Source organism: Rathayibacter sp. AY1B7, from assembly GCF_002932735.1.
Lineage (GTDB): Bacteria > Actinomycetota > Actinomycetes > Actinomycetales > Microbacteriaceae > Rathayibacter.
The window spans coordinates 16,333-36,778 of the sequence record NZ_PSWK01000009.1 but is presented as its reverse complement, the minus strand read 5'-3'; the positions used below and the strand labels follow the sequence as shown (position 1 = coordinate 36,778).

The window sequence follows — 20,446 nt, the reverse complement described above, 5'->3', positions numbered from 1 at the left end:
GACCGCGGGTCAGCGGGTGAGCGCCCGCGACAGCAGGTCGGCCTGCTCGGAGGCGTGCCGCTTGGCCGAGCCGGCCGCGGGGGAGGCCGCGGACGGCCGCGAGACCACGCGCATGGACCGGCCCAGCTTCGGAGCGACCTCGAGGGCCATGAACGGCCAGGCGCCCTGGTTCTCGGGCTCGTCCTGCACCCAGACGAGCTCCGCGTCCGGGTAGCGCTCGGCGATGCCGCGCAGCTCCTCGATCGGCGCCGGGTAGTACTGCTCGACCCGGACCAGCGCGATGCCGTCGTCGGGCTTCTTCTCGAGCTCCGCCTTGAGGTCGTAGTGGACCTTGCCGGCGTGGAGCAGGACGCGCTTCACGGCCGAGGCGTCCTGGATCCGCGCGTCGTCGATCACCGGCTGGAAGCGGCCCGAGGTGAAGTCCTCGACCGGGCTCGAGGCTCCGCGGAGACGCAGCATCGCCTTCGGGGTGAAGACGATCAGCGGTCGGCGGGGCCGGGAGTAGGCCTGGCGGCGCAGCAGGTGGAAGTAGGACGCCGGCGTCGACGGGCGCGCGACGGTCATGTTCCGCTCCGCGCACATCTGCAGGTAGCGCTCGATCCGCGCCGACGAGTGGTCGGGGCCCTGGCCCTCGTAGCCGTGCGGGAGCAGGAGCACGAGCGACGAGCGCTGGCCCCACTTCTGCTCGGCCGAGGAGATGAACTCGTCGATCACGATCTGGGCGCCGTTCGCGAAGTCGCCGAACTGCGCCTCCCACAGCACGAGCGAGTCGGGCCGCTCCACCGAGTAGCCGTACTCGAACGCCATCGCCGCGTACTCCGAGAGCAGCGAGTCGTAGATCCAGAGCCGGGCCTGCTGCTCGGACAGGTTCATCAGCGGCAGCCACTCCTGGCCGTTCTCGCGGTCGTGGAGGACAGCGTGGCGCTGGACGAAGGTCCCGCGGCGCGTGTCCTGGCCGACGAGGCGCACCGGGGTGTCCTCGAGCAGCAGCGAGCCGAGCGCGAGCAGCTCGCCGAAGGCCCAGTCGATGGAGCCGGAGCGGCTCATCTCCTGGCGCTTCGCCAGCAGCTGCTGGAGCTTGGGGTGCACGGTGAAGCCCTCGGGCGGCGTCGTGAACGCGTCGCCGATTCGCGTGACGACCTCGGTCTTCACGCCGGTGACCTCGGGCTCGCCCGGGTAGTCCTCGCCCTGCTGCGCGTCGGGCAGCTCGAGGTCGGCCACGGAGTCGCCGTCGGCGGTGATCACGGGGATCGCGCCGGTCTGCGCGGCGTGGGTCTCGGCGAAGGCGCGCTCCAGACGGTCCTGGAAGTCCTGGTGGGCGCGGTCGTACTCCTCCTCGGTGATGTCGCCGCGGCCGACGAGCGCCTCGGTGTACAGCTTGCGGACCGAGCGCTTGGCCTCGATCAGGCTGTACATCAGCGGCTGGGTCATCGAGGGGTCGTCGCCCTCGTTGTGCCCGCGCCGGCGGTAGCAGATCAGGTCGATGACCACGTCGCGGTGGAACCGCTGGCGGTACTCGAACGCGAGCTGCCCGACGTGGACGACCGCCTCGGGGTCGTCGCCGTTCACGTGGAAGATCGGCGCCTGGATCGTCTTCGCGCCGTCGGTCGAGTAGATCGAGGTGCGGGCCTCGTGAGGGGGAGTCGTGAACCCGACCTGATTGTTGATGTTGATGTGGATCGTGCCGCCGGTGCGGTACGCGCGCAGCTGCGACATCTGCAGGGTCTCGACCACCACGCCCTGGCCCGCCATCGCGGCGTCGCCGTGGACGAGGATCGGCAGCGTGGTGAAGGTGCCGATGGGCTTGCGGTCCTGCTTGGCGCGGACGATGCCCTCGAGCACGCCGTTCACGGCCTCGAGGTGCGAGGGGTTCGCCGCCAGGTAGACCGGGATCTCCTCGCCCGCCGCGCCGCGGAAGGTGCCCTCGGTGCCGAGGTGGTACTTCACGTCTCCGGAGCCCTGGACCGTGCGCGGGTCCTGGGTGCCCTCGAACTCGCGGAAGATCTGGCCGTAGGTCTTGCCGGCGATGTTGGTCAGCACGTTCAGGCGGCCGCGGTGGGCCATGCCGATCGCGACCTCGTCGAGGTGCTCGTCGGCCGCGCCCTGCAGGACGGCGTCGAGCAGCGCGATGAGCGACTCCCCGCCCTCGAGCGAGAAGCGCTTCTGGCCCACGTACTTGGTCTGCAGGAAGGTCTCGAAGGCCTCGGCCTCGTTGAGCTTGCCCAGGATGCGCAGCTGCTCGTCGTGGCCCGGCTTCTCGTAGCCGCGCTCGAGCTTCTGCTGCATCCAGGCGCGCTGCTCCGGGTCCTGGATGTGCATGTACTCGACGCCGACGGTGCGGCAGTACGAGTCGCGGAGGATCCCGAGGATGTCGCGCAGCTTGAGCTGGCGCTTGCCGCCGAAGCCGTCCGTGACGAACTCGCGATCGAGATCCCAGAAGGTGAGGCCGTGGCTCTCGATGGCGAGGTCGGGGTGCGAGCGCTGCACGTACTCCAGCGGGTCGACGTCGGCCATCAGATGCCCGCGGACGCGGAACGAGTTGATGAGCTCCTGCACGCGGGCGGTCTTGGAGACGCGCTCGGCGAGGTCGACGGCGATGTCCGTGGACCAGTGGATCGGGTCGTAGGGGATGCGCAGCGCGGCGAAGATGTCCTCGTAGAAGCCGCGGCCGCCGAGCAGGAGCTCGTGCACGATCTTGAGGAACTCGCCCGAGCCGGCGCCCTGGATGACGCGGTGGTCGTAGGTCGAGGTCAGGGTGATGGTCTTGCCGATGCCCAGCTCGACCAGCGTCTTCTCGGACGCGCCCTGGAACTCCGCCGGGTACTCGAGGGCGCCGGCTCCGATGATGCAGCCCTGGCCCTTCATCAGGCGGGGGACGGAGTGGACCGTGCCGATGCCGCCGGGGTTCGTCAGCGAGAGCGTGGTGCCCGCGAAGTCGCCGGCGACGAGCTTGTTGCCGCGCGCGCGCTTGACCAGGTCCTCGTAGGCCGAGAGGTAGGCCGTGAAGCTCAGCGTGTCGGCGCGCTTGATGCTCGGCACGAGCAGGGCGCGCGTGCCGTCGGGCTTCGGCATGTCGATCGCGATGCCGAGGTTGACGTGCGCCGGGGCGACGACCGCGGGCTTGCCGTCGACCTCGTCGTAGAACACGTTCTGGCTCGGGAAGTCCTTGAGCGCGCGGATGAGCGCCCAGCCGATCAGGTGCGTGAACGAGACCTTGCCGCCGCGGGTGCGGCGCAGGTGGTTGTTGATGACGATGCGGTTGTCGATCATCAGCTTCGCCGGGATCGTGCGGACGCTCGTCGCGGTGGGGATGCTGAGGCTGGCGTCCATGTTGGTCGCGAGGCTCTTCGCCATGCCGCGGAGCGGGGTGACGACGTCCTCGTCCGGCGTCGAGTCCTCGGCGGAGGGCTTGCTCACCGGAGCGTCGGCCGGGATCGGCTGCGCCTTCGGCTGCTTCGACGTGGTGCGGGAGGCGGGGGTCGACTCGGAGGAGGAGGCCGCGGCGGGATGGGTCACGGCGCCTCCGCCGCTCGACGAGACGCGCTCGGCGGCAGCGGCGGGCTTCGAGGCGGCGGGCGCGGGGGCCGCGGCGGGAGCCGGAGCCGGAGCGTCCTTGCCGGAGTTCGCGAGCTGGGCGCCGTAGCGCTCCAGGATGGGCCACCAGGACTCGTCCACCGAGGCGCGGTCGGCGCTGTACTGCTCGTACAGCTCCTCCACGAGCCACTCGTTGGCTCCGAAGTCCTCCGCGCCCTGCTCTGTTCCTGCTCCGGTCAACTGGCTCGACACAGCCGATCGCCCACTCTCTCCGTTGATTCGTCCTCGATCATCCGGACGGGCCCGTCGCATCCCTCGGCGCCTGCCACCGCGGCGGAGGAGGTCGTCCTCGCACCAGCGGGAACCGGTGCCGTCGCCTGGTCCCGTCCCGGTCGCCAAGCCTAGCCCCGTTCCCTGCACGGCCGACCCGGGGCCGCGCCGGAGTAGCGTTTCCCCCATGCGTTTCTCCGGCGGAACACCCTCAGGCGACCTCACCTACTCGGACGTCTTCCTCGTCCCCGGCCGCTCGTCGGTGACGAGCCGCCTCGACGTCTCGCTCGCCCCGGGCGACGGCACCGGGGCGACGATCCCCGTCGTCTCCTCCAACATGAACTCGGTCACCGGTCAGCGCCTCGCAGCGACGCTCGCGCGCCGGGGCGGGCTCGGCGTCCTCCCGCAGGACATGCCCCTGCAGGCGCTGGACGCCGCGATCCGCTGGGTGAAGCGCCAGCCGGTCGCCTTCTCCGGCGCCCTCACCGCCTCGCCGGCGACGACCGTGGAGGAGGCGCTGCGCATCCTGCCGGCCGTCGCCGGCCACGGCTTCGTGGTGCAGGAGGAGGGCGGCGCGATCCTCGGCTGCGTCCCGGCCGCGCGCCTGGCGACCGCGCTGCCGGACGCGCGCCTGGGCGACCTGGTGCACTCCGCCACCCCCTCGATCGACGCCGACGACGTGCCCACCGCGCGGGCCGCCTTCGACCTCATGGTGGCCGCCGACCTCGACTTCGCCCCGGTGCTGCACCACGGCGCCCTGGTCGGCACGCTGTCGCGCACCGGCGCCCTCCGCTCCACCGTCTACGACCCGGCGCTCGATGCGGACGGGCGTCTGCGCGTCGCGGCGGCGATCGGCATCAACGGCGACGTCGAGGCGAAGGCGCGCGCTCTCGTCTCCGCGGGCGTCGACGTCCTCGTCCTCGACACCGCGCACGGCCACCAGGAGGGGATGCTCCGGGCGCTCCGGACGGTCTCCGCGCTCGATCTCGGAGTGCCTATCGCGGCGGGCAACGTCGTCACGGCCGACGCGGTGCACGACCTCGTCGACGCGGGAGCGGACATCCTCAAGGTCGGCGTCGGCCCCGGCGCGATGTGCACCACCCGGATGATGACCGCGGTCGGCCGCCCGCAGTTCTCGGCCGTCCTCGAGACGGCCGAGCGCGCGCACGAGCTGGGCGCCCACGTCTGGGCGGACGGCGGGGTGCGCTACCCGCGCGACGTCGCCCTCGCGCTGGCCGCGGGCGCCGCCTCCGTGATGATCGGCTCCTGGTTCGCCGGCACGATCGAGGCTCCGGGGGAGCTGCGCAGCGACGCGGCCGGCCGGGTCTACAAGGAGAGCTGGGGCATGGCCTCGGCCAAGGCGGTGCAGGAGCGCTTCGACCGCCTCGACGCGTACGAGCTCGCCCGCAAGCGCCTCTTCGCCGAGGGCATCTCCTCCTCCACAATCTACCTCGATCCGCTGCGGCCCTCGGTCGAGGACCTGCTCGACATGATCACGTCGGGGGTCCGCTCGTCCTTCACCTACGCCGGAGCCCGGAGCGTGGCCGACTTCCACGAGCGGGCGCACGTGGGCCTGCAGTCGGCCGCGGGCTACGAGGAGGGCAAGGCGCTGCCGGTCAGCTGGTGAGCGGGCGCCGCGTGCTAGAACCGAGCCCATGACCATCGTCGACAACGCCGTGTACGTCGACGGCCGCCGCATCCGGAACCCTGACTCGCTCGAGGACACCTTCGAGCTGATGCGCGACGAGCACGGCATGGCCTGGATCGGCCTCTACCGCCCGACGCGCGAGGAGGTCGAGGCGGTCGCCGAGGAGTTCGGGCTGCACCCGCTCGCCGTCGAGGACGCGCTGAGCGGGCACCAGCGGGCCAAGCTCGAGCGCTACGACGACGGGCTCTTCGTCGTGCTGCGGCCGGCGCGCTACGCGGACGCCGCCGAGACGGTCGTCTTCGGCGAGCTGCACGTCTTCGTCGGCCCCGACTTCGTGGTCACCATCCGGCACGCCGACTCCCCGGACCTCGCCCGCGTGCGCCGCCGCCTGGAGGAGGATCCGGCCCTCCTCGCCCGCGGGCCCGAAGCGGTGCTCTACGCGATCCTCGACCAGGTCGTCGACGAGTACGCGCCGGTGGTGTTCGGCGTCCAGGGCGACGTGGACGAGATCGAGGACCAGCTCTTCGGCGACGACTCGGACGACGGGCTCTCCGAGCGCATCTACCGGCTCTCGCGCGAGGTCATCCACTTCCAGCGCTCGGTGCAGCCGCTGACCGCCCTGCTGCACGAGCTGCTGCAGGAGTCGACGCCCGTGGAGGGGGAGCCCTCGCCCTCGCCGGAGCGGATCGAGCTGCGCCGGTCCCTCCGCGACGTGCTCGACCACACCATCCGCGTGACGGAGGCGGTCGACTCCCTGCGCGCGATCCTCGACAAGGCGCTCACGGTGCACTCGACGCTCGTCTCGCGTCGGCAGACCGAGACCGGGCTCGCCCAGAACGACGTGGTCCGCAAGATCTCCTCGTGGGCGGCGATCCTCTTCGCCCCGACGCTGGTGGCCGGCATCTACGGGATGAACTTCGACGACATGCCGGAGCTGCACTGGCGCCTCGGCTACCCCTGGGCGCTGGGCCTGATGGTGCTGTTCGGCTTCGCGCTCTACGCGGTGTTCAAGCGGAAGAAGTGGCTCTGAGCCGCCGCGTCGGAGCACGCCCGGCGGCGCTCCGCGGCGGGTAGACTCGGCGCCACAATGGACGACCCTCCCTCTGCGCATCCGGCCCGTTCCGCTCACTGCCGTGCTCCTCGGACTCCCGCTCGACGCTCCGGTGCCGCTGCTCCGCCGGCCCGCACTGTCCGGCCCTCCTCGCACCTCCCTCTCGTGACCGGGGGCGACCACCGTGGGAACTGAGTGGCTCCTCCTCGGCGTCGGCCTGCTGCTGACCCTGGGCACCGGCGTCTTCGTCGCCAGCGAGTTCGCGCTGGTGAACCTCGACCGGGCCGACCTCGAGGCCCGTCGCGACCGCGGCGAGACGCGCCTGGGCATGACCATCGCGGCCCTGCGCGTCACCTCCACGCACCTCTCGAGCGCGCAGCTGGGCATCACTCTCACGACGCTGCTCACCGGCTACACGATGGAGCCCGCCCTCTCGACGCTGCTCCAGGAGCCGTTCAGCGGACTCGGCATCCCGGAGGAGGCGCTCGCGCCGGTCATGACGGTGGTCGCCATCGTCATCGCGACCCTGCTGTCGATGATCCTCGGCGAGCTGGTCCCCAAGAACTTCGCCCTCGCTCTCCCGCGGGCGACCGCGAAGCTCGTCGTGCCGCTGCAGACCGCGTTCACGACGGTGTTCCGCCCGGCCGTCGCCCTGCTGAACGGCAGCGCGAACGCCCTGCTGCGCCTGGTCGGCATCGAGCCGAAGGAGGAGCTCTCGGGCGCCCGCAGCGCCGAGGAGCTCTCGAGCCTCGTGCGCCACTCCGCCAGCGCCGGACTGCTCGAGGAGGACACGGCCGACCTGCTCGGGCGCACCCTCCGCTTCTCCGCCCTCACCGCGGGCGACGTGATGACGCCGCGCCTGCGCCTGTCGACGGTCGAGCGCGCGAGCACCGCGCAGGACGTGCTCGACCTCGCCCGCACCACCGGGTTCTCGCGCTTCCCGATCACGGACGACGACATCGACGACATCGTCGGAGTCGTGCACGTCAAGCAGGCCGTCGCCGTGCCCCGCGGCAAGAGGTCCGACGTGCCGGTCACGGCGCTGCGCTCCGAGCCGCTCCGCGTCCCCGAGACCATGAAGCTCGACGTGCTGCTCACGGAGCTGCGCGGACGCGGCTTCCAGCTCGCGGTCGTCGTCGACGAGTACGGCGGGACGGCGGGCGTCGCCACGCTCGAGGACCTGGTCGAGGAGCTGGTCGGCGAGGTCGCCGACGAGCACGACCGCTCCCGGGCCGACGTCGTCAAGCTCCCCGGCTCCACCACCTTCCCCGGCATGCTCCGCCCCGACGAAGTCCTCGACCGCGCCGGCGTGCACATCCCCGAGGAGGGGCCCTACGAGACGGTCGCCGGATTCGTGATGAGCGAGCTCGGCCGCCTCCCCGCCGTCGGCGACCGGGTCGACGTCGAGGGCGGATCTCTGCGCGTCGAGCGCCTGGACGGCCGCCGCATCGACCGCCTCCGCTTCACGCCCGATCCCGACGCGGATCCCGACGGGATCCCCGACCCGCTCGCCGACGTCGCCCGCGGACACCGCGGACGGAAGGAGTCCGACGATGAGTGACTGGGCCGGAATCGCCTGGCTCGTGGTGCTCCTCGCCGCGAACGCCTTCTTCGTCGGAGCGGAGTTCGCGGTCATCTCCGCGCGCCGCTCCCAGATCGAGCCCCTCGCGGAGAGCGGACGCCGCAGCGCGATCACCGCGCTCGCCGCGATGGAGCACGCCACACTGATGCTCGCGACCACGCAGCTGGGCATCACCGTCTGCTCGCTGCTGATCCTCAACGTGAGCGAGCCGGCGATCCACCACCTGCTCGAGGTGCCGCTGCACGCCGTCGGCATCCCCGACGAGCTCTCCGGCACCGTCGCCTTCGTCATCACGCTGCTGATCGTGTCGTTCCTGCACGTGGTGCTCGGCGAGATGGTCCCCAAGAACATCTCGTTCTCGATGCCCGACCGCGCCGTGCTCCTCCTGGCGCCGCCGCTCGTCGCCATCGCCCGGGTCCTCCGCCCGATCATCGTCGCCCTCAACGCGGTCTCGAACGGAGTGCTCCGCCTCTTCAAGGTGGAGCCCAAGGACGAGGCGAACAGCACCTTCACGCTCGAGGAGGTGCAGACGATCGTCGACCAGTCCACCCGCGAGGGCACGCTCCGCGACTCGACCGGGACCCTCCTCGCCGCGTTCGAGTTCACCGAGAAGAAGGTCCACGACGTCGCCCTGCCCCTCGACGGGATCGTCAGCCTCCCCAGCGGAGCGACCCCCGCCGACGTCGAGCGCGCCGTCGCCAAGCACGGCTTCTCCCGCTACGTGATCCTCGGCGAGGACGGCACCCCCGAGGGCTACATCCACCTCAAGGACGTCCTCGACCTCGACGGCGACACGGAGGGCGCCAAGTTCCGCCTCCCCGTCCCCGCCAAGCGCATCCGCCAGCTCGCCTCGATCTTCGAGGCCACCGACCTCGAGGACGCCCTCGCGATCATGCGGCGCACCGGCGCCCACCTCGCCCGGGCGTTCGACGAGCAGGGCCGCGCCACCGGAGTGCTGTTCCTCGAGGACATCATCGAGGAGCTCGTCGGCGAAGTCGACGACGCCACCCGCCGCTAGGCGCGGGCCGCGGAGGGGCCGTCTGCGGCGTTGTCGTCGGGCGCGATACCGCCGGTATCGCTTCCTCCTCCGCCTTGCATCCGACCCCTCAAGCACCCGCGCCCCCTCTGGAGCAAGGGGAGAGGGGTGCGGCTGCGCCGGCACGGTCTGTCGGGACGCGCGGCTGCGCCGGCACGGTGCGGGGAGGGGTGCGGCTGCGCCGGCACCAGTGCGCTGCGCCGGCACCGGGCGGATCCGTCGCAGGGCGACTTAGGGTGGCGGGATGGGTGAGCGGGTCGGGACGGCGGAGGCGGCGCGGAGCATCAGGGTGCCGCGGGAGGACGACGACAAGTACACGCGCGGGGTGCTGGGGATCGCGACCGGGTCGGAGCGGTACCCGGGAGCGGCGGTGCTCGGCGTCGAGGCGGCGGTGCGGACGGGAGTCGGCATGGTCCGCTACCTCGGACCGGAGCGGCCCGCGGGACTGGTGCTCGCCCGGCGGCCGGAGGTCGTGACCGCGGTGGGACGCGTGCAGGCCTGGCTCGTCGGCTCCGGCACCAGCGCCGAGGACCGCAGCGACGAGGAGCGGCGCACCCTGATCGAGCAGCTGCACTCGGGAGTCCCGGTGGTGCTCGACGCGGGCGCGCTCGACCTGATCGACGAGGCCGCAGGGCCGGTCGTCATCACGCCGCACTACCGCGAGCTCGCCGGAGTGCTCGGCCGAGCGGGTCTGGACGCGGACGCCGCGACGATCGCCGAGGCCCCGGGGGAGTGGGCGCGCCGGGCGGCGGACCGCCTCGGAGTCTGCGTGCTCCTCAAGGGCGGCACCACCCACGTCGTCGCGGGCGGCGTCGAGCTCGAGGTCTCCGGATCCACGCCCTGGCTGGCGACCGCGGGCAGCGGCGACGTCCTCGGCGGCGTGCTCGGCGCACTCCTCGCCGGTCGGGCCGCGGACGCCGAGGCGGCCGGGGCGACTCTGACCGCGGAGGACCTCGCCCCCGTGGCCGCCGCGGCCGCCGTCCTGCACGCGGAGGCCGGACGGAGCGCCTCCGCCGGCGGCCCGATCGCCGCGCTCGACATCGCGGAGCACCTGCCCGGAGTGGTCGCCGCACTCCTGCGCTGACACGCCCGTCGGACGAGCGCTGAACCGAACCGGGACCGCCGCCGTTGTCCTGGAGGAAGCGACGCCCGCGGCCCGGCTCACCGGCTCCGCACCGCCGCCTCATCGGGTGCTCGAAGCGAGCACCTCTACCGTCGGATCCGCCGCGTCCGCCTTGACCAGGAGAACAGACATGACCGCGAAGACCACGACTCCCGCCCGCTACGCCCTGACCCTCCTCGCCGGCGCCGGCACCCTCGCCGCGCTCGCCGCCTGCTCCAGCACCACCACGACCGGGAGCGACGCCGCCGACGCGGCGACCACCACCGCTCCGAGCACCGCCACCAGCTCCGCCCCCGAGGCCACCGGCGCCGCGTCCTCCGCCGCGAGCGGCAGCAGCTACGCCGACGGCACCTACGAGGCCGAGGGCGCCTACACCTCGCCCGGAGGGAACGAGAAGGTGGGCGTCTCGCTGACCCTCGCCGACGGCGTCGTCACCGACGTGACCGTGACCCCGGAGTCGGAGAACCCCACCGGCCAGCAGTACCAGTCGCGCTTCGCGGGCGGCATCGCGGGCGAGGTCGTCGGCAAGCAGCTCGACGAGCTGAAGGTCTCCAAGGTGTCGGGGTCCTCCCTCACCTCCGGCGGCTTCAACGACGCCGTCGAGACCATCAAGGCCGATGCCACGGCCTGACGCCCCGACGGTCCTCGGCCACGCGTGGCGGTTCGACGCGATCGGCACCGGCTGGCAGATCGACACCGCCGAGTCGCTCGGGCCCTCCCACCGCTCGCGGGTCGAGGCGCGCATCGCGGAGTACGACCGCACCTGGTCGCGGTTCCGTGACGACTCCGCTGTCTCGCAGCTGCGGGTCGGAGGCGAGCACGTCTTCCCCGACGAGGCGGCCGACCTCTTCGCACTGTACGACGTGCTCGACGAGCTGACCGGCGGGGCGGTCACCCCCTTCGTCGGCGGCTCTCTCGAGCAGCTCGGCTACGACTCCGCGTACACCCTCGTCCCGCGCGGACCCGCCGTCCCCGCTCCCTCCTGGGCCGCCGCCCGTCGCGGGGCGGCGGGACTGCGGGTCGAGCCCGGGACCGTCGTCGACGTCGGCGCCGCGGGCAAGGGCCAGCTCGTCGACCTCGTCCTCGAGGAGCTCGACGGAGTCGGGCCCGCCGTCGTCGACGCGAGCGGCGACCTCCGGGGCGTCGGAGCCGGACCCGTCCGGGTCGGCCTCGAGCACCCGTGGGACCCGAGCAAGGCACTGGGAGTGGCGGTGCCCGGCGACCGCGCGCTCTGCGGCTCGGCGAGCAACCGCCGCGCCTGGGGCAGCGGCCTCCACCACGTCCTCGACGGGCGGACCGGAGCTCCGGTCGAGAGCATCGTCGCCGCCTGGGCGGTGGCCGACACGGCCCTCGTCGCCGACGGGCTCGCGACCGCGCTGTTCGTCTGTCCGCCCGAGGCCCTCGCCGAGCGCTTCGACTTCGAGTTCGTCCGCGTCCGCAGCGACGGCACCCTCCACTACTCGCCTTCCTTCCCCGGAGAGGTCTTCCGATGATCGGCACCTTCGACCGCGCCCTCGGCCGCGTCACCACCTACCGGCTGGTCTGGATGACGCTCGCCGCGCTCCTGCTCGTCGCCGTCGGCTACGCCGCAGCCGGCCTGATCTTCTCGACGCCGCTCGAGATCCTCGGCACGACGCTCGTCGCCGTCGCCTCGACGGCCCTGGTCAGCGCGGTCCTCGCGCGGCTGTTCCGCAGCCGCGCGCACCTGGAGTCCTCGCTCGTCACCGGTCTGCTGATCGCCTGCCTCCTCTTCCCGACGGCCGATCCCCGCGGGCTCGCCGTGATCGCGCTCGTCGGCGCGATCGCCGCCGCGTCCAAGTACGTCCTCGCCTGGCGGGGCCGCCACCTCTTCAATCCGGCCGCGGTCGCCGTGCTGATCATCGGCTTCACCGGGCTCAACGCCGGAGCCTGGTGGATCGCCAGTGGCGCGATCTGGCCGTTCGTCGTCGTGGGCTCCCTCCTGATCGTCGCGCGGGTCCGCCGCTTCGCCGTCTTCGCCGTCTTCGTCGTCGTCGCCGGCGGGGTGTCCGTGCAGCAGGCGGTGCAGAACGGCCAGGACCTCGGCGCCGCGGCGGCCCTGGTCCTCACGGCCTACCCCTTCGTCTTCGCCGGCGCCTTCATGCTGACGGAGCCGCTCACGCTCGCGCCGCGCCGCTCGCAGCAGCTGATCATCGCGGTCGTCGCAGCGCTCGTGGCGAGCGTCCCCTTCCACATCGGCGTCGTCTCCGCCACTCCGGAGCTGGGCCTCGTGGTCGGCAACGCCCTCGCGTTCGCCTTCGCATTCCGCCAGCGTCGGCGGCACACGCTCGAGCTCGCCTCGACCCGCGTGCTGGCGCCGGGCATCGCGGAGTACCGCTTCCGCTCCCGCTCGCCGCTGACCTTCGAGCCGGGCCAGTGGCTCGAGCTCGACCTGCCGCACCGCGCCGACAGCCGGGGCAGCCGGCGCACCTTCTCGGTCTCGTCCGCTCCGTCCGACGGCGAGATCGCGATCGCCCTGCGGATGCCGGAGAAGGCGAGCAGCTTCAAGCGCGCCCTCGCCGCGCTGGAGCCCGGCGACTCACTCCGGGCGACGAGCGTCGGCGGTGACTTCGTCCTGCCGGCCGATCCCACCGTGCCGCTGCTGCTGGTGGCGGGCGGCATCGGGATCACCCCGTTCGCCAGTCAGCTCCGCTCGCTCGCGGACGGTCCGCGGCGCGACGTCGTCGTCGTGGTCGCCGCGCCGAGCCTCGCCGAGGTCGCGTACCGCGACCTGCTGCAGGAGTCGGGGGCCCGGGTCGTGCTCTGCTCGAAGGAGGCGCCGACCGACCTGCCCGCACGGTGGTCGCACGTCACAGGCCGACTGACCGCCGAGCTGCTCGCGGACGCGGTGCCGGACGCCGGCCGCCGTGTGGGCTACGTCTCCGGGTCGCCGTCGTTCGTCGACTCGGTCCGCGGCGCCCTGCGCGGTGCCGGGGCGAAGCGGATCCGCACCGACGCGTTCGCCGGCTACTGAGTTCGTCGGGTCGTGACGCCCGCGGGATGGTGACGCCTGCGGGCTGCGGACGCCTGCGGGCTGCTGACGCCCGCGGGCTGCTGACACCCGCGGCCTGCTGACACCCGCGGCCTGCTGACGCCCGCCGTCTGCTGACGCCCGGCGGCGACCGACGCCGCCGGGGGGGACCGATGCCCGGCGGGAGCGGCGCTCTCAGGCGGGCTCAGGTGCTGCCAGGGTCCCGTTCAGCGGCCCCTCTACAATGACGCGGTGCCGTCCTCCCCTCCTCGAGCGTCCTCCCGCCCCCTCGCCCGGCTGCGCGAGAACCGCGACTCCGTCGCCGTGCTCTGGGGCGCCTTCGCGCTGGTGCACGTGGTGCTCTCCCTCCTGGCGCTGTTCGCTCCGGGTCTGCCGATGGGCGACGTCAGCATCGTCTACAAGGAGTGGATGAGGACCGCCGTCGAGGGCGGCGGCATCGCCGGGATCGACACGGGCTGGGTCTACCCGATCCTCGCCTGGGGCCCGATCGCCGCCTCCTGGCTCTTCGGCTCGGCGGGCTACGACCTGGTGTGGCTCGTCCTCGTCGCGCTCGCCGACGCCGCCGCCTTCGCCCTGCTGCTGCGCGGCCGGTCGGCACCGCGCCTCGCCGCGGCGCGCTGGTGGCTGCTGTTCCTCGTCCTCCTCGGGCCGATCGCGATCGGCCGCATCGACGCCTTCACCGCGCCGCCGGCCATCGCCGGGATGCTCTGGGCGGCGACCCGTCCGGGCATCGCGGCGCTGCTGCTGACCGTGGCCACCTGGATCAAGGTGTGGCCGGCCGCGATCCTCGCCGCTGCCGTGCTGGTCCTGCGCGGACGGCTGCGGATGGTCCTCGTCCCCGCGGTCGCCTCCGTGATCATCGTGCTCGCGGTCGTCCTCGTCGGTGGCGGGGACCAGGTCTTCAGCTTCGTCACCGATCAGACCGATCGGGGCCTCCAGATCGAGGCCGTCGTGAGCACTCCCTGGATGTGGCTGTCGGTCCTCCCGGGATCGGGGAGCTACGTCTACTACGCCGCCGACATCAACACCTTCGAGATGCACGGGCCCGGCACCGAGTTCGCGGCGAGCCTGATGACCCCGCTGCTCGCTCTGGCCATGCTCGGCGTGGCCCTGCTGGGTGCCCGTGCTCTCGCCCGCCGGGCGGACCCCGCCAGGCTGTTCCCGCTGCTCGCGCTGACCTTCGTGGTCGTGTTCATCGACACCAACAAGGTGCTCTCGCCGCAGTACATCGTCTGGCTCGCGCCGCCGGTGATCGCCGGGCTGATCGCGTGCCGCGACGGCGCGTTCGACCGGCCCGCGAAGCTGACCCTCGTCACTGCGGCTCTGACCCAGGTGGTCTACCCGTACCTCTACCTCTTCCTCCTCTGGTCGCACTGGTGGATGGTGCTCGTGCTGACCGTGCGGAACATCCTCCTCGTGGTGCTGCTCGGCTGGCTGCTGCGCGAGCTGTGGAGGATGGGGACGGCGCGGGTCGTCGCACCCGGCGTCACGACCTCCGCATCGTCGCTGACCGGCGAGACCCGCCTGGCGCCCCAGGGCTCGTAGGCTCGGAGGGCGCGGGGCCGGCACGCGGTGCGCGCAGTCAAGGAGGCACCCATGCTCGTCGCATTCTCGGTCGCACCGTCCGGGGGCGAGGCGCCCGACGCGTCCGTCCACGACGCCGTCGCCGCCGCCGTCCGCATCGTCCGCGAGAGCGGCCTGCCGTCGCGGACGACCTCGATGTTCACTGAGATCGAGGGGGAGTGGGACGAGGTCTTCGACGTCGTCAAGCGCGCGACGGAGGCCGTCGGAGCGTTCGGGACGCGCGTGTCGCTCGTCCTGAAGGCGGACATCCGCCCCGGCTACTCGGGCGAGATCGACGGCAAGATAGCCCGGCTGAACGACGCGCTGGGGGAGTAGCGGGTCTGCGCCGAGACCTCTCGTGTCCGGGCTTTCTCGAATCGATTCGACATCCGCCCGATCCTGAGTAGCCTTGACCGGTGACGCTCTCGCCCGCTCGGACCCGCCTCGCCCTGCTCGCCCTCGCGATGGGGGGCTTCGGCATCGGCTCGACCGAGTTCGTCGCGATGGGGCTCCTCCCGCAGCTCGCCGCCGACCTCCTCCCCGGGGTCTGGGCCGTGAGCCAGGAGCAGGCCGTCTCGCAGGCCGGGATGCTGATCTCGGCCTACGCACTCGGCGTCGTGGTCGGCGCCCCCACCATCGCCGCCGCAGCGGCGCGCTGGCCGCGCAAGAGGCTCCTCCTGACCCTCCTCGTCGCCTTCACCGTCGGGACGATCGGCTCGGCGCTGCTCCCGAGCTTCCCGCTCGTCCTCGCCGCGCGTTTCGTCGCCGCCCTCCCGCACGGCGCCTACTTCGGCATCGCCTCCCTGGTCGCCGCCGACCTGATGGGTCCCGGCAAGCGCGGCAAGGGAGTCGCGTTCGTCCTCTCCGGGCTCACGATCGCGAACGTCGTCGGTGTGCCCGCGATCACCTGGGTCGGGCAGGTGGCCGGCTGGCGCACCGCCTACCTCGTGGTCGCGGTGCTCTTCGCGCTGACCGTCGTGGCCGTCCAGCTTCTGGTGCCCGCGCAGCCCGGGAATCCGGCGGCGACCGTCCGCAACGAGCTGCGGGCGTTCGGGCGCCTGCAGGTCTGGATGACCCTGCTCGTCGGCGCCATCGGCTTCGGCGGACTCTTCGCGATGTACAGCTACATCTCGCCGCTCGCGACCGAGGTGACGGGGCTGCCGCTCGGCGCGGTCCCGTGGATCCTGGTCGTCATCGGCCTCGGGATGACCGTCGGCAACCTCGTCGGCGGCTGGGCCGCCGACCGCGACGTGCGGCGGGCGCTGGTGGTGTTCTTCGCAGGCGTCGGCGTCTCGCTGATCGGACTCGCGCTGTCGGCCTCGTCGGTCGTCGGCCTGGTGGTGTTCGCGTTCCTCTCGGCGGGCTTCTCGGCGGCCGCGTCGCCCGCGATCCAGACCCGGCTGATGGACGTGGCGCGCGACAGCCAGACGATCGCGGCCGCGCTCAACCACTCCGCCCTGAACATCGGCAACTCGGTGGGTGCCGCGCTCGGCGGCCTGACGATCGCCGCCGGACTGGGCTACCTGTCGCCCATCTGGGTCGGCGTGGGCCTGACCGCGGCCGGAATCGTGCTCGCCGTCGGCAGCATCGCGATCGACCGCGCCCGGGGCACGGTCTACCCGGTCCACCGCGAGCCCGCCCAGCCGGGCACCGGCGGCATCCCGGTCGACGCGCTGTAAGCAGAGCGCCGCCCGGGCCTCTGGAAGACTCTCGGCATGCGCGCCGTGAGCTACTCGTCCTTCTCCGCCCTCCCCGCGATCGTCGAGGTCCCGGAGCCCGTCTGCCCCGTCGACGGCGTCGTCGTCCGCGTCGCGGCGACCGGGGTGTGCCGGAGCGACTGGCACGCGTGGAAGGGGCACGACGACTCGGTCGTCCTGCCGCAGATCCCCGGGCACGAGTTCGCCGGGACGGTGATCGCGACGGGAGCCCAGGTGTCGCTCTTCGCGGTCGGCGACCGGGTCACGGCGCCGTTCGTGTTCGCCTGCGGCGACTGCGAGCAGTGCCGGGAAGGGGCGACGCAGGTGTGCCTCCGGCAGCAGCAGCCGGGATTCACCCTCGACGGGTCGTTCGCCGAGGCGGTGGCCGTGACGGGTGCGGACCTGAACCTGGTGCGCCTGCCCGACTCCGTCGGCTTCGTCGAGGCGGCCGGTCTCGGCTGCCGCTTCGGGACCGCGTACCACGCCCTGCACGAGCGCGGCCGGGTCGCCCCGGGGGAGTGGGTCGCGGTGCTGGGCTGCGGCGGAGTCGGCCTCTCCGCGGTGATCGTGGCGCTCGCCGCCGGAGCCCGGGTGGTGGCGTCGGATGTCTCCGCTCCCGCGCGGGAGGCCGCGGCGGCGCTCGGGGCGGTGACCGTCCCCGGAGGCGAGGGTGCCGCCGACGCGATCCGCGCGGCGACCGGAGGAGGGGCGCATCTGGCGGTCGACGCCGTCGGCAGCAGGGTCACCGCGGAGGCGTCGATCGCCGCCCTGCGTCCGCGCGGCCGGCACGTGCAGGTGGGTCTGCTCCTCGGGCCCGACGCGGCACCGGCGATCCCGCTCGGCCGGGTCATCGCCCAGGAGCTGGAGCTGCTGGGCAGCCACGGCATCGCCCGGAGCGGCTACACGGCCCTCCTCGACGACATCGTCGCCGGCCGTCTGCGCCCCGCCGACTCCGTCGGCCGCACCATCGCCTTCGAGGACCTGCCCGACGCCCTCGCCGCGATGGACGCCCCCGCCGCGACGCCCGGCATGACGGTCGCCGTCCTGGCCCCCTGACGCGGGCCCGCAGGAGCACGGGCAGTCCCGGTCCGGTGGGTCTCGATGCCGCGCGTCCCGCGGCCTCTCGACCAGCATCGACCCGTTGCCCGTGCCTGGTGGGTCTCGATACGCCGCGTCCCGCGGCTACTCGACCGGCACGACTCAGGCACGCCCGCCCTGCTCGATCGCAGGAGCAGGTGGCCGCCGCTCGACGAGGTGGAGCCCGCCGACAGCGATCCGCGTGCCAGCGGATCGATGCCGGGCGACGCACCTCGCTCCGCGGAACGCACCACGTCGTGAAGCCGATCGCGCCGTGGCGGGCGGGGACCGCCGCGCCCTCGTGGAGCCCGCCGACAGCGATCCGCGTGTCAGCGGATCGATGCCTGGCGACGCACCTCGCTCCGCGGAACGCACCACGTCGTGAAGCCGATCGCGCCGTGGCGGGCGGGGACCGCCGCGCCTTCGTGGAGCCCGCCGACAGCGATCCGCGTGTCAGCGGATCGATGCCTGGCGACGCACCTCGCTCTGCGGATCGCACTACGTCGTGAAGCCGACCGCGCCGCGGCGGGCGGGGACCGCCGCGCCTTCGTGGAGCCCGCCGACAGCGATCCGCGTGTCAGCGGATCGATGCCGGGCGACGCGCCCCGCTCTGCGGATCGCACTACGTCGTGAAGCCGACCGCGCCGCGGCGGGCGGGGACCGCCGCGCCCTCGTGGAGCCCGCCGACAGCGATCCGCGTGTCAGCGGATCGATGCCGGGCGACGCGCCCCGCTCTGCGGAGCGCACCGCGTCGTGAAGTCGACCGCGCCGCGGCGGGCGGGGACCGCCGCCCCCCTGGAGCCCGCCGACAGCGATCCGCGTGTCAGCGGATCGATGCCGGGCGACGCACCCCGCTCTGCGGAACGCACCACGTCGTGAAGCCGACCGCGCCGCGGCGGGCGGGGACCGCCGCGGAAGAGGACTCAGTCCGTCTCGATGAGGATCCCGTCGTGGATGGCGCGCTTGCGGAGCGCCACCTTCGTGCCGACGTCGATGCCGACGACGCGGTACTTCTCGCGGATCCGCTTGAGGTACGACTTCGCGGTCTCCTCCGAGATGCCCAGCTCGAACGCGACCGACTTGACCGGCTCGCCGCCGCCGTAGAGGGCCATCACGCGGCGCTCCTGCGCGCTGAGCTTCGGCGCTCCGTCGGAGTCGCCGGTGGAGAGCGCCATGTCGAGCTCGTGCGAGATGTAGGAGTGGCCGTCCTTGGCCGCGCGGATCGCCTCGACGATCATGTCCGCGTCCTCGGTCTTCACGAGGTAGCCGAGGGCTCCGGAGGCGAGTGCCTCGCGGACCACGGCGGGCTCGGAGTAGGTGCTCATCAGCACGGTCTTCACCCCGGTGGTCTTGAGGGTCGAGAGCTTCACCGAGATCGGGATGTTGTCCTTGAGGTCGAGGTCGAGGAGCACGACGTCGACGGGGAACTCGGGGTGCGTGAGCAGCTCGGGCCAGGAGGCGACCGCGGCCACCAGCTGGATGTCGGAGGCGGCTCCGCGGATCCACTCCGTGAGCGCTCCGAGGAGCATCTTGTGGTCGTCCACGACCGCGAGAGTGATCTTCGCGTCAGCGGTGGGTGTCATCGGTGTCCTTCGGTCGGCGGTCGTCGGCGGTCTCTCGGCGGCTGCTCACCGGTCGGCGGGATTCTCGACCAGGCAGTCGATCTCGATCCGGAGCTCCCCGTCGCGCGAGGTGTCGCGGAAGACGCCGACCTGAGCGATAGCCTCCCACGTCGCAGGATCGACGCCGCGCAAGGGCGCGCCTGAGGAGCGGAGCGTGATCGGCACGAGCAGTCCTCGGGCGGCCGTCCCGGCTCCGGGATCGCGGGGGCTGCCCGACTCGACGTGGAGGACCACGGCGAGCCCGGTCGCGCTGTCGGCGATCAGCCAGATCGCCGAGAGGAGCCCGTCGCGCTGCTGGTGCCCGAGGAGCCCGGCGGTGCCGTCCGGGTCGTCGAGCTCGACGAGCGGCGCGAGCAGCTCGGACTCGAGCACGGCGTGGTGCAGCCAGGTCTCGCGCCGCCCCTCGATGAGGTGGAGGCGGAGCTGGGTGGCGAGCGAGGTCGCGTGCGCGGCGCGCTGGGCGTCGAGGGGCAGGCGGACCGAGCCGTCGCCCACCTCGGCGAGGAGGCGCTCGGCGGCGAGGTCGAGCCGTGCGAGCTCTTCCGAGGCGAGCATCCCGACCGCATAGCGCGGGCCGAGCGTGGTGCTCTGCACGAGGGCGCGGTCGATCTCGAGCTGGACCATCCGGCGGAATCCGCGCATCATCACGACCACGACGACGGCCGGCGCGATCGTCACCACGAGGGCGCTGATGCGCACCGAGAGCGCGCCCGCGCCGCCCGACTCCATCGAGAGGAACGCGATCACCTCGGCGATCGCGACGAGGGCGCTCACCGCGAGGATCTCGATCCCGCGCCGGTGGACGATCAGCGCGGCGTGCGCGACGGCGCCCGCGACCGCGGCGGTGGGGACGGTGCGGGCCGCGCCGGAGTCGGTCACGGCCACCAGGTCGAGCACGACGGCGGCTCCGAGGGCGACGAGGAAGCAGAGGTAGACCGGGAGCGGCAGGCGGCGTCCGCCGAGGTGGATCGCGAGGACGGTGGACCCGAAGGCCAGGACGACGAGGACCCAGGCGATCGCCGCGGGTGCGAGGTCGCTGTAGCGGGCGGAGGTCGAGAGGAAGATCAGCAGCTCGTAGGCGAGGATCGCGGCGGCGATGCCGTTGAGGCCGCTGCCGAGGTAGTTGGTGCCGAGCCCCTCCTGCTGGCGGCGGACCGAGCGGGCGGACCGGGAGGAGCGGCCGTGCGTCGCGGGCACGCGTCCCAGCAGCGGGGCCCGCGACTCCGGCGCGGG

At 72.9% G+C, this 20,446-nt stretch carries 15 protein-coding genes; 12 read left to right on the top strand and 3 right to left on the bottom strand.

Annotation, left to right across the window (positions count from 1 at the left end):
* Positions 1 to 9: 9 nt before the first annotated feature.
* Positions 10 to 3,786, bottom strand: a complete 3,777-nt coding sequence (locus C5C95_RS06935; protein ID WP_181068290.1) for a multifunctional oxoglutarate decarboxylase/oxoglutarate dehydrogenase thiamine pyrophosphate-binding subunit/dihydrolipoyllysine-residue succinyltransferase subunit — start codon at positions 3,784 to 3,786, stop codon at positions 10 to 12.
* A gap of 205 nt (positions 3,787 to 3,991) precedes the next feature.
* Here C5C95_RS06935 and C5C95_RS06930 point away from each other — a divergent pair, with 205 nt between their 5' ends.
* From C5C95_RS06930 to C5C95_RS06875, 12 genes are all read left to right on the top strand, one after another.
* Positions 3,992 to 5,431 carry a GuaB1 family IMP dehydrogenase-related protein gene (locus C5C95_RS06930; protein WP_104246650.1) on the top strand — a complete coding sequence of 480 codons (1,440 nt, stop codon included), beginning with the start codon at positions 3,992 to 3,994 and terminating at the stop codon, positions 5,429 to 5,431.
* Between the two features lie 28 nt (positions 5,432 to 5,459).
* Positions 5,460 to 6,482 carry a magnesium/cobalt transporter CorA gene (gene corA / locus C5C95_RS06925; protein WP_104224113.1) on the top strand — a complete coding sequence of 341 codons (1,023 nt, stop codon included), beginning with the start codon at positions 5,460 to 5,462 and terminating at the stop codon, positions 6,480 to 6,482.
* 205 nt (positions 6,483 to 6,687) lie between these two features.
* Positions 6,688 to 8,064 (top strand): hemolysin family protein, encoded by a 1,377-nt coding sequence (locus tag C5C95_RS06920; protein WP_104225499.1) that lies wholly within the window; start codon positions 6,688 to 6,690, stop codon positions 8,062 to 8,064.
* A complete protein-coding gene (locus C5C95_RS06915) occupies positions 8,057 to 9,103 on the top strand; it encodes a hemolysin family protein (protein WP_104224111.1) in 1,047 nt (348 codons plus the stop codon). Before C5C95_RS06920 ends, C5C95_RS06915 begins: the two co-directional genes overlap by 8 nt.
* 262 nt (positions 9,104 to 9,365) lie before the next feature.
* Positions 9,366 to 10,205, top strand: a complete 840-nt coding sequence (locus C5C95_RS06910; RefSeq protein WP_104287629.1) for an ADP/ATP-dependent (S)-NAD(P)H-hydrate dehydratase — start codon at positions 9,366 to 9,368, stop codon at positions 10,203 to 10,205.
* 169 nt (positions 10,206 to 10,374) lie between these two features.
* The gene (locus tag C5C95_RS06905; protein ID WP_104224453.1) at positions 10,375 to 10,875 is read left to right on the top strand and encodes an FMN-binding protein; all 501 of its coding nucleotides are present in this window, start codon (positions 10,375 to 10,377) and stop codon (positions 10,873 to 10,875) included.
* The gene (locus C5C95_RS06900) at positions 10,862 to 11,737 is read left to right on the top strand and encodes an FAD:protein FMN transferase (RefSeq protein WP_104324116.1); all 876 of its coding nucleotides are present in this window, start codon (positions 10,862 to 10,864) and stop codon (positions 11,735 to 11,737) included. Before C5C95_RS06905 ends, C5C95_RS06900 begins: the two co-directional genes overlap by 14 nt.
* Positions 11,734 to 13,236, top strand: a complete 1,503-nt coding sequence (locus C5C95_RS06895) for an oxidoreductase (RefSeq protein ID WP_104324115.1) — start codon at positions 11,734 to 11,736, stop codon at positions 13,234 to 13,236. The genes C5C95_RS06900 and C5C95_RS06895 overlap by 4 nt, the downstream gene beginning before the upstream one ends.
* A gap of 249 nt (positions 13,237 to 13,485) precedes the next feature.
* A complete protein-coding gene (locus C5C95_RS06890) occupies positions 13,486 to 14,799 on the top strand; it encodes a glycosyltransferase 87 family protein (RefSeq protein ID WP_104324114.1) in 1,314 nt (437 codons plus the stop codon).
* A gap of 51 nt (positions 14,800 to 14,850) precedes the next feature.
* Positions 14,851 to 15,153 carry a thiamine-binding protein gene (locus C5C95_RS06885; RefSeq protein WP_104224449.1) on the top strand — a complete coding sequence of 101 codons (303 nt, stop codon included), beginning with the start codon at positions 14,851 to 14,853 and terminating at the stop codon, positions 15,151 to 15,153.
* A 128-nt stretch (positions 15,154 to 15,281) separates the two neighbouring features.
* A complete protein-coding gene (locus C5C95_RS06880) occupies positions 15,282 to 16,496 on the top strand; it encodes an MFS transporter (protein ID WP_104324152.1) in 1,215 nt (404 codons plus the stop codon).
* A gap of 36 nt (positions 16,497 to 16,532) precedes the next feature.
* Positions 16,533 to 17,570 carry an alcohol dehydrogenase catalytic domain-containing protein gene (locus C5C95_RS06875; protein ID WP_104324113.1) on the top strand — a complete coding sequence of 346 codons (1,038 nt, stop codon included), beginning with the start codon at positions 16,533 to 16,535 and terminating at the stop codon, positions 17,568 to 17,570.
* Positions 17,571 to 18,514: 944 nt separating this feature from the next.
* On the opposite strand, the gene C5C95_RS06870 is transcribed toward C5C95_RS06875, so the two are convergent.
* Positions 18,515 to 19,174: a response regulator gene (locus C5C95_RS06870; protein WP_104224447.1), complete on the bottom strand. Its 660-nt coding sequence runs from the start codon at positions 19,172 to 19,174 to the stop codon at positions 18,515 to 18,517.
* 45 nt (positions 19,175 to 19,219) lie between these two features.
* The gene (locus C5C95_RS06865) at positions 19,220 to 20,410 is read right to left on the bottom strand and encodes a hypothetical protein (RefSeq protein WP_104255275.1); all 1,191 of its coding nucleotides are present in this window, start codon (positions 20,408 to 20,410) and stop codon (positions 19,220 to 19,222) included.
* Between the last annotated feature and the right edge of the window lie 36 nt (positions 20,411 to 20,446).

What these genes read in the sequence shown, in the direction of transcription:
- C5C95_RS06930 (WP_104246650.1), top strand. Translation starts at nt 3,992, where the DNA reads ATGCGTTTCTCCGGCGGAACACCCTCAGGCGACCTCACCTACTCGGAC.
- corA (WP_104224113.1), top strand. Translation starts at nt 5,460, where the DNA reads ATGACCATCGTCGACAACGCCGTGTACGTCGACGGCCGCCGCATCCGG.
- C5C95_RS06915 (WP_104224111.1), top strand. Translation starts at nt 8,057, where the DNA reads ATGAGTGACTGGGCCGGAATCGCCTGGCTCGTGGTGCTCCTCGCCGCG.
- C5C95_RS06910 (WP_104287629.1), top strand. Translation starts at nt 9,366, where the DNA reads ATGGGTGAGCGGGTCGGGACGGCGGAGGCGGCGCGGAGCATCAGGGTG.
- C5C95_RS06905 (WP_104224453.1), top strand. Translation starts at nt 10,375, where the DNA reads ATGACCGCGAAGACCACGACTCCCGCCCGCTACGCCCTGACCCTCCTC.
- C5C95_RS06900 (WP_104324116.1), top strand. Translation starts at nt 10,862, where the DNA reads ATGCCACGGCCTGACGCCCCGACGGTCCTCGGCCACGCGTGGCGGTTC.
- C5C95_RS06895 (WP_104324115.1), top strand. Translation starts at nt 11,734, where the DNA reads ATGATCGGCACCTTCGACCGCGCCCTCGGCCGCGTCACCACCTACCGG.
- C5C95_RS06885 (WP_104224449.1), top strand. Translation starts at nt 14,851, where the DNA reads ATGCTCGTCGCATTCTCGGTCGCACCGTCCGGGGGCGAGGCGCCCGAC.
- C5C95_RS06880 (WP_104324152.1), top strand. Translation starts at nt 15,282, where the DNA reads ATGGGGGGCTTCGGCATCGGCTCGACCGAGTTCGTCGCGATGGGGCTC.
- C5C95_RS06875 (WP_104324113.1), top strand. Translation starts at nt 16,533, where the DNA reads ATGCGCGCCGTGAGCTACTCGTCCTTCTCCGCCCTCCCCGCGATCGTC.
- C5C95_RS06870 (WP_104224447.1), bottom strand. Translation starts at nt 19,174, where the DNA reads ATGACACCCACCGCTGACGCGAAGATCACTCTCGCGGTCGTGGACGAC.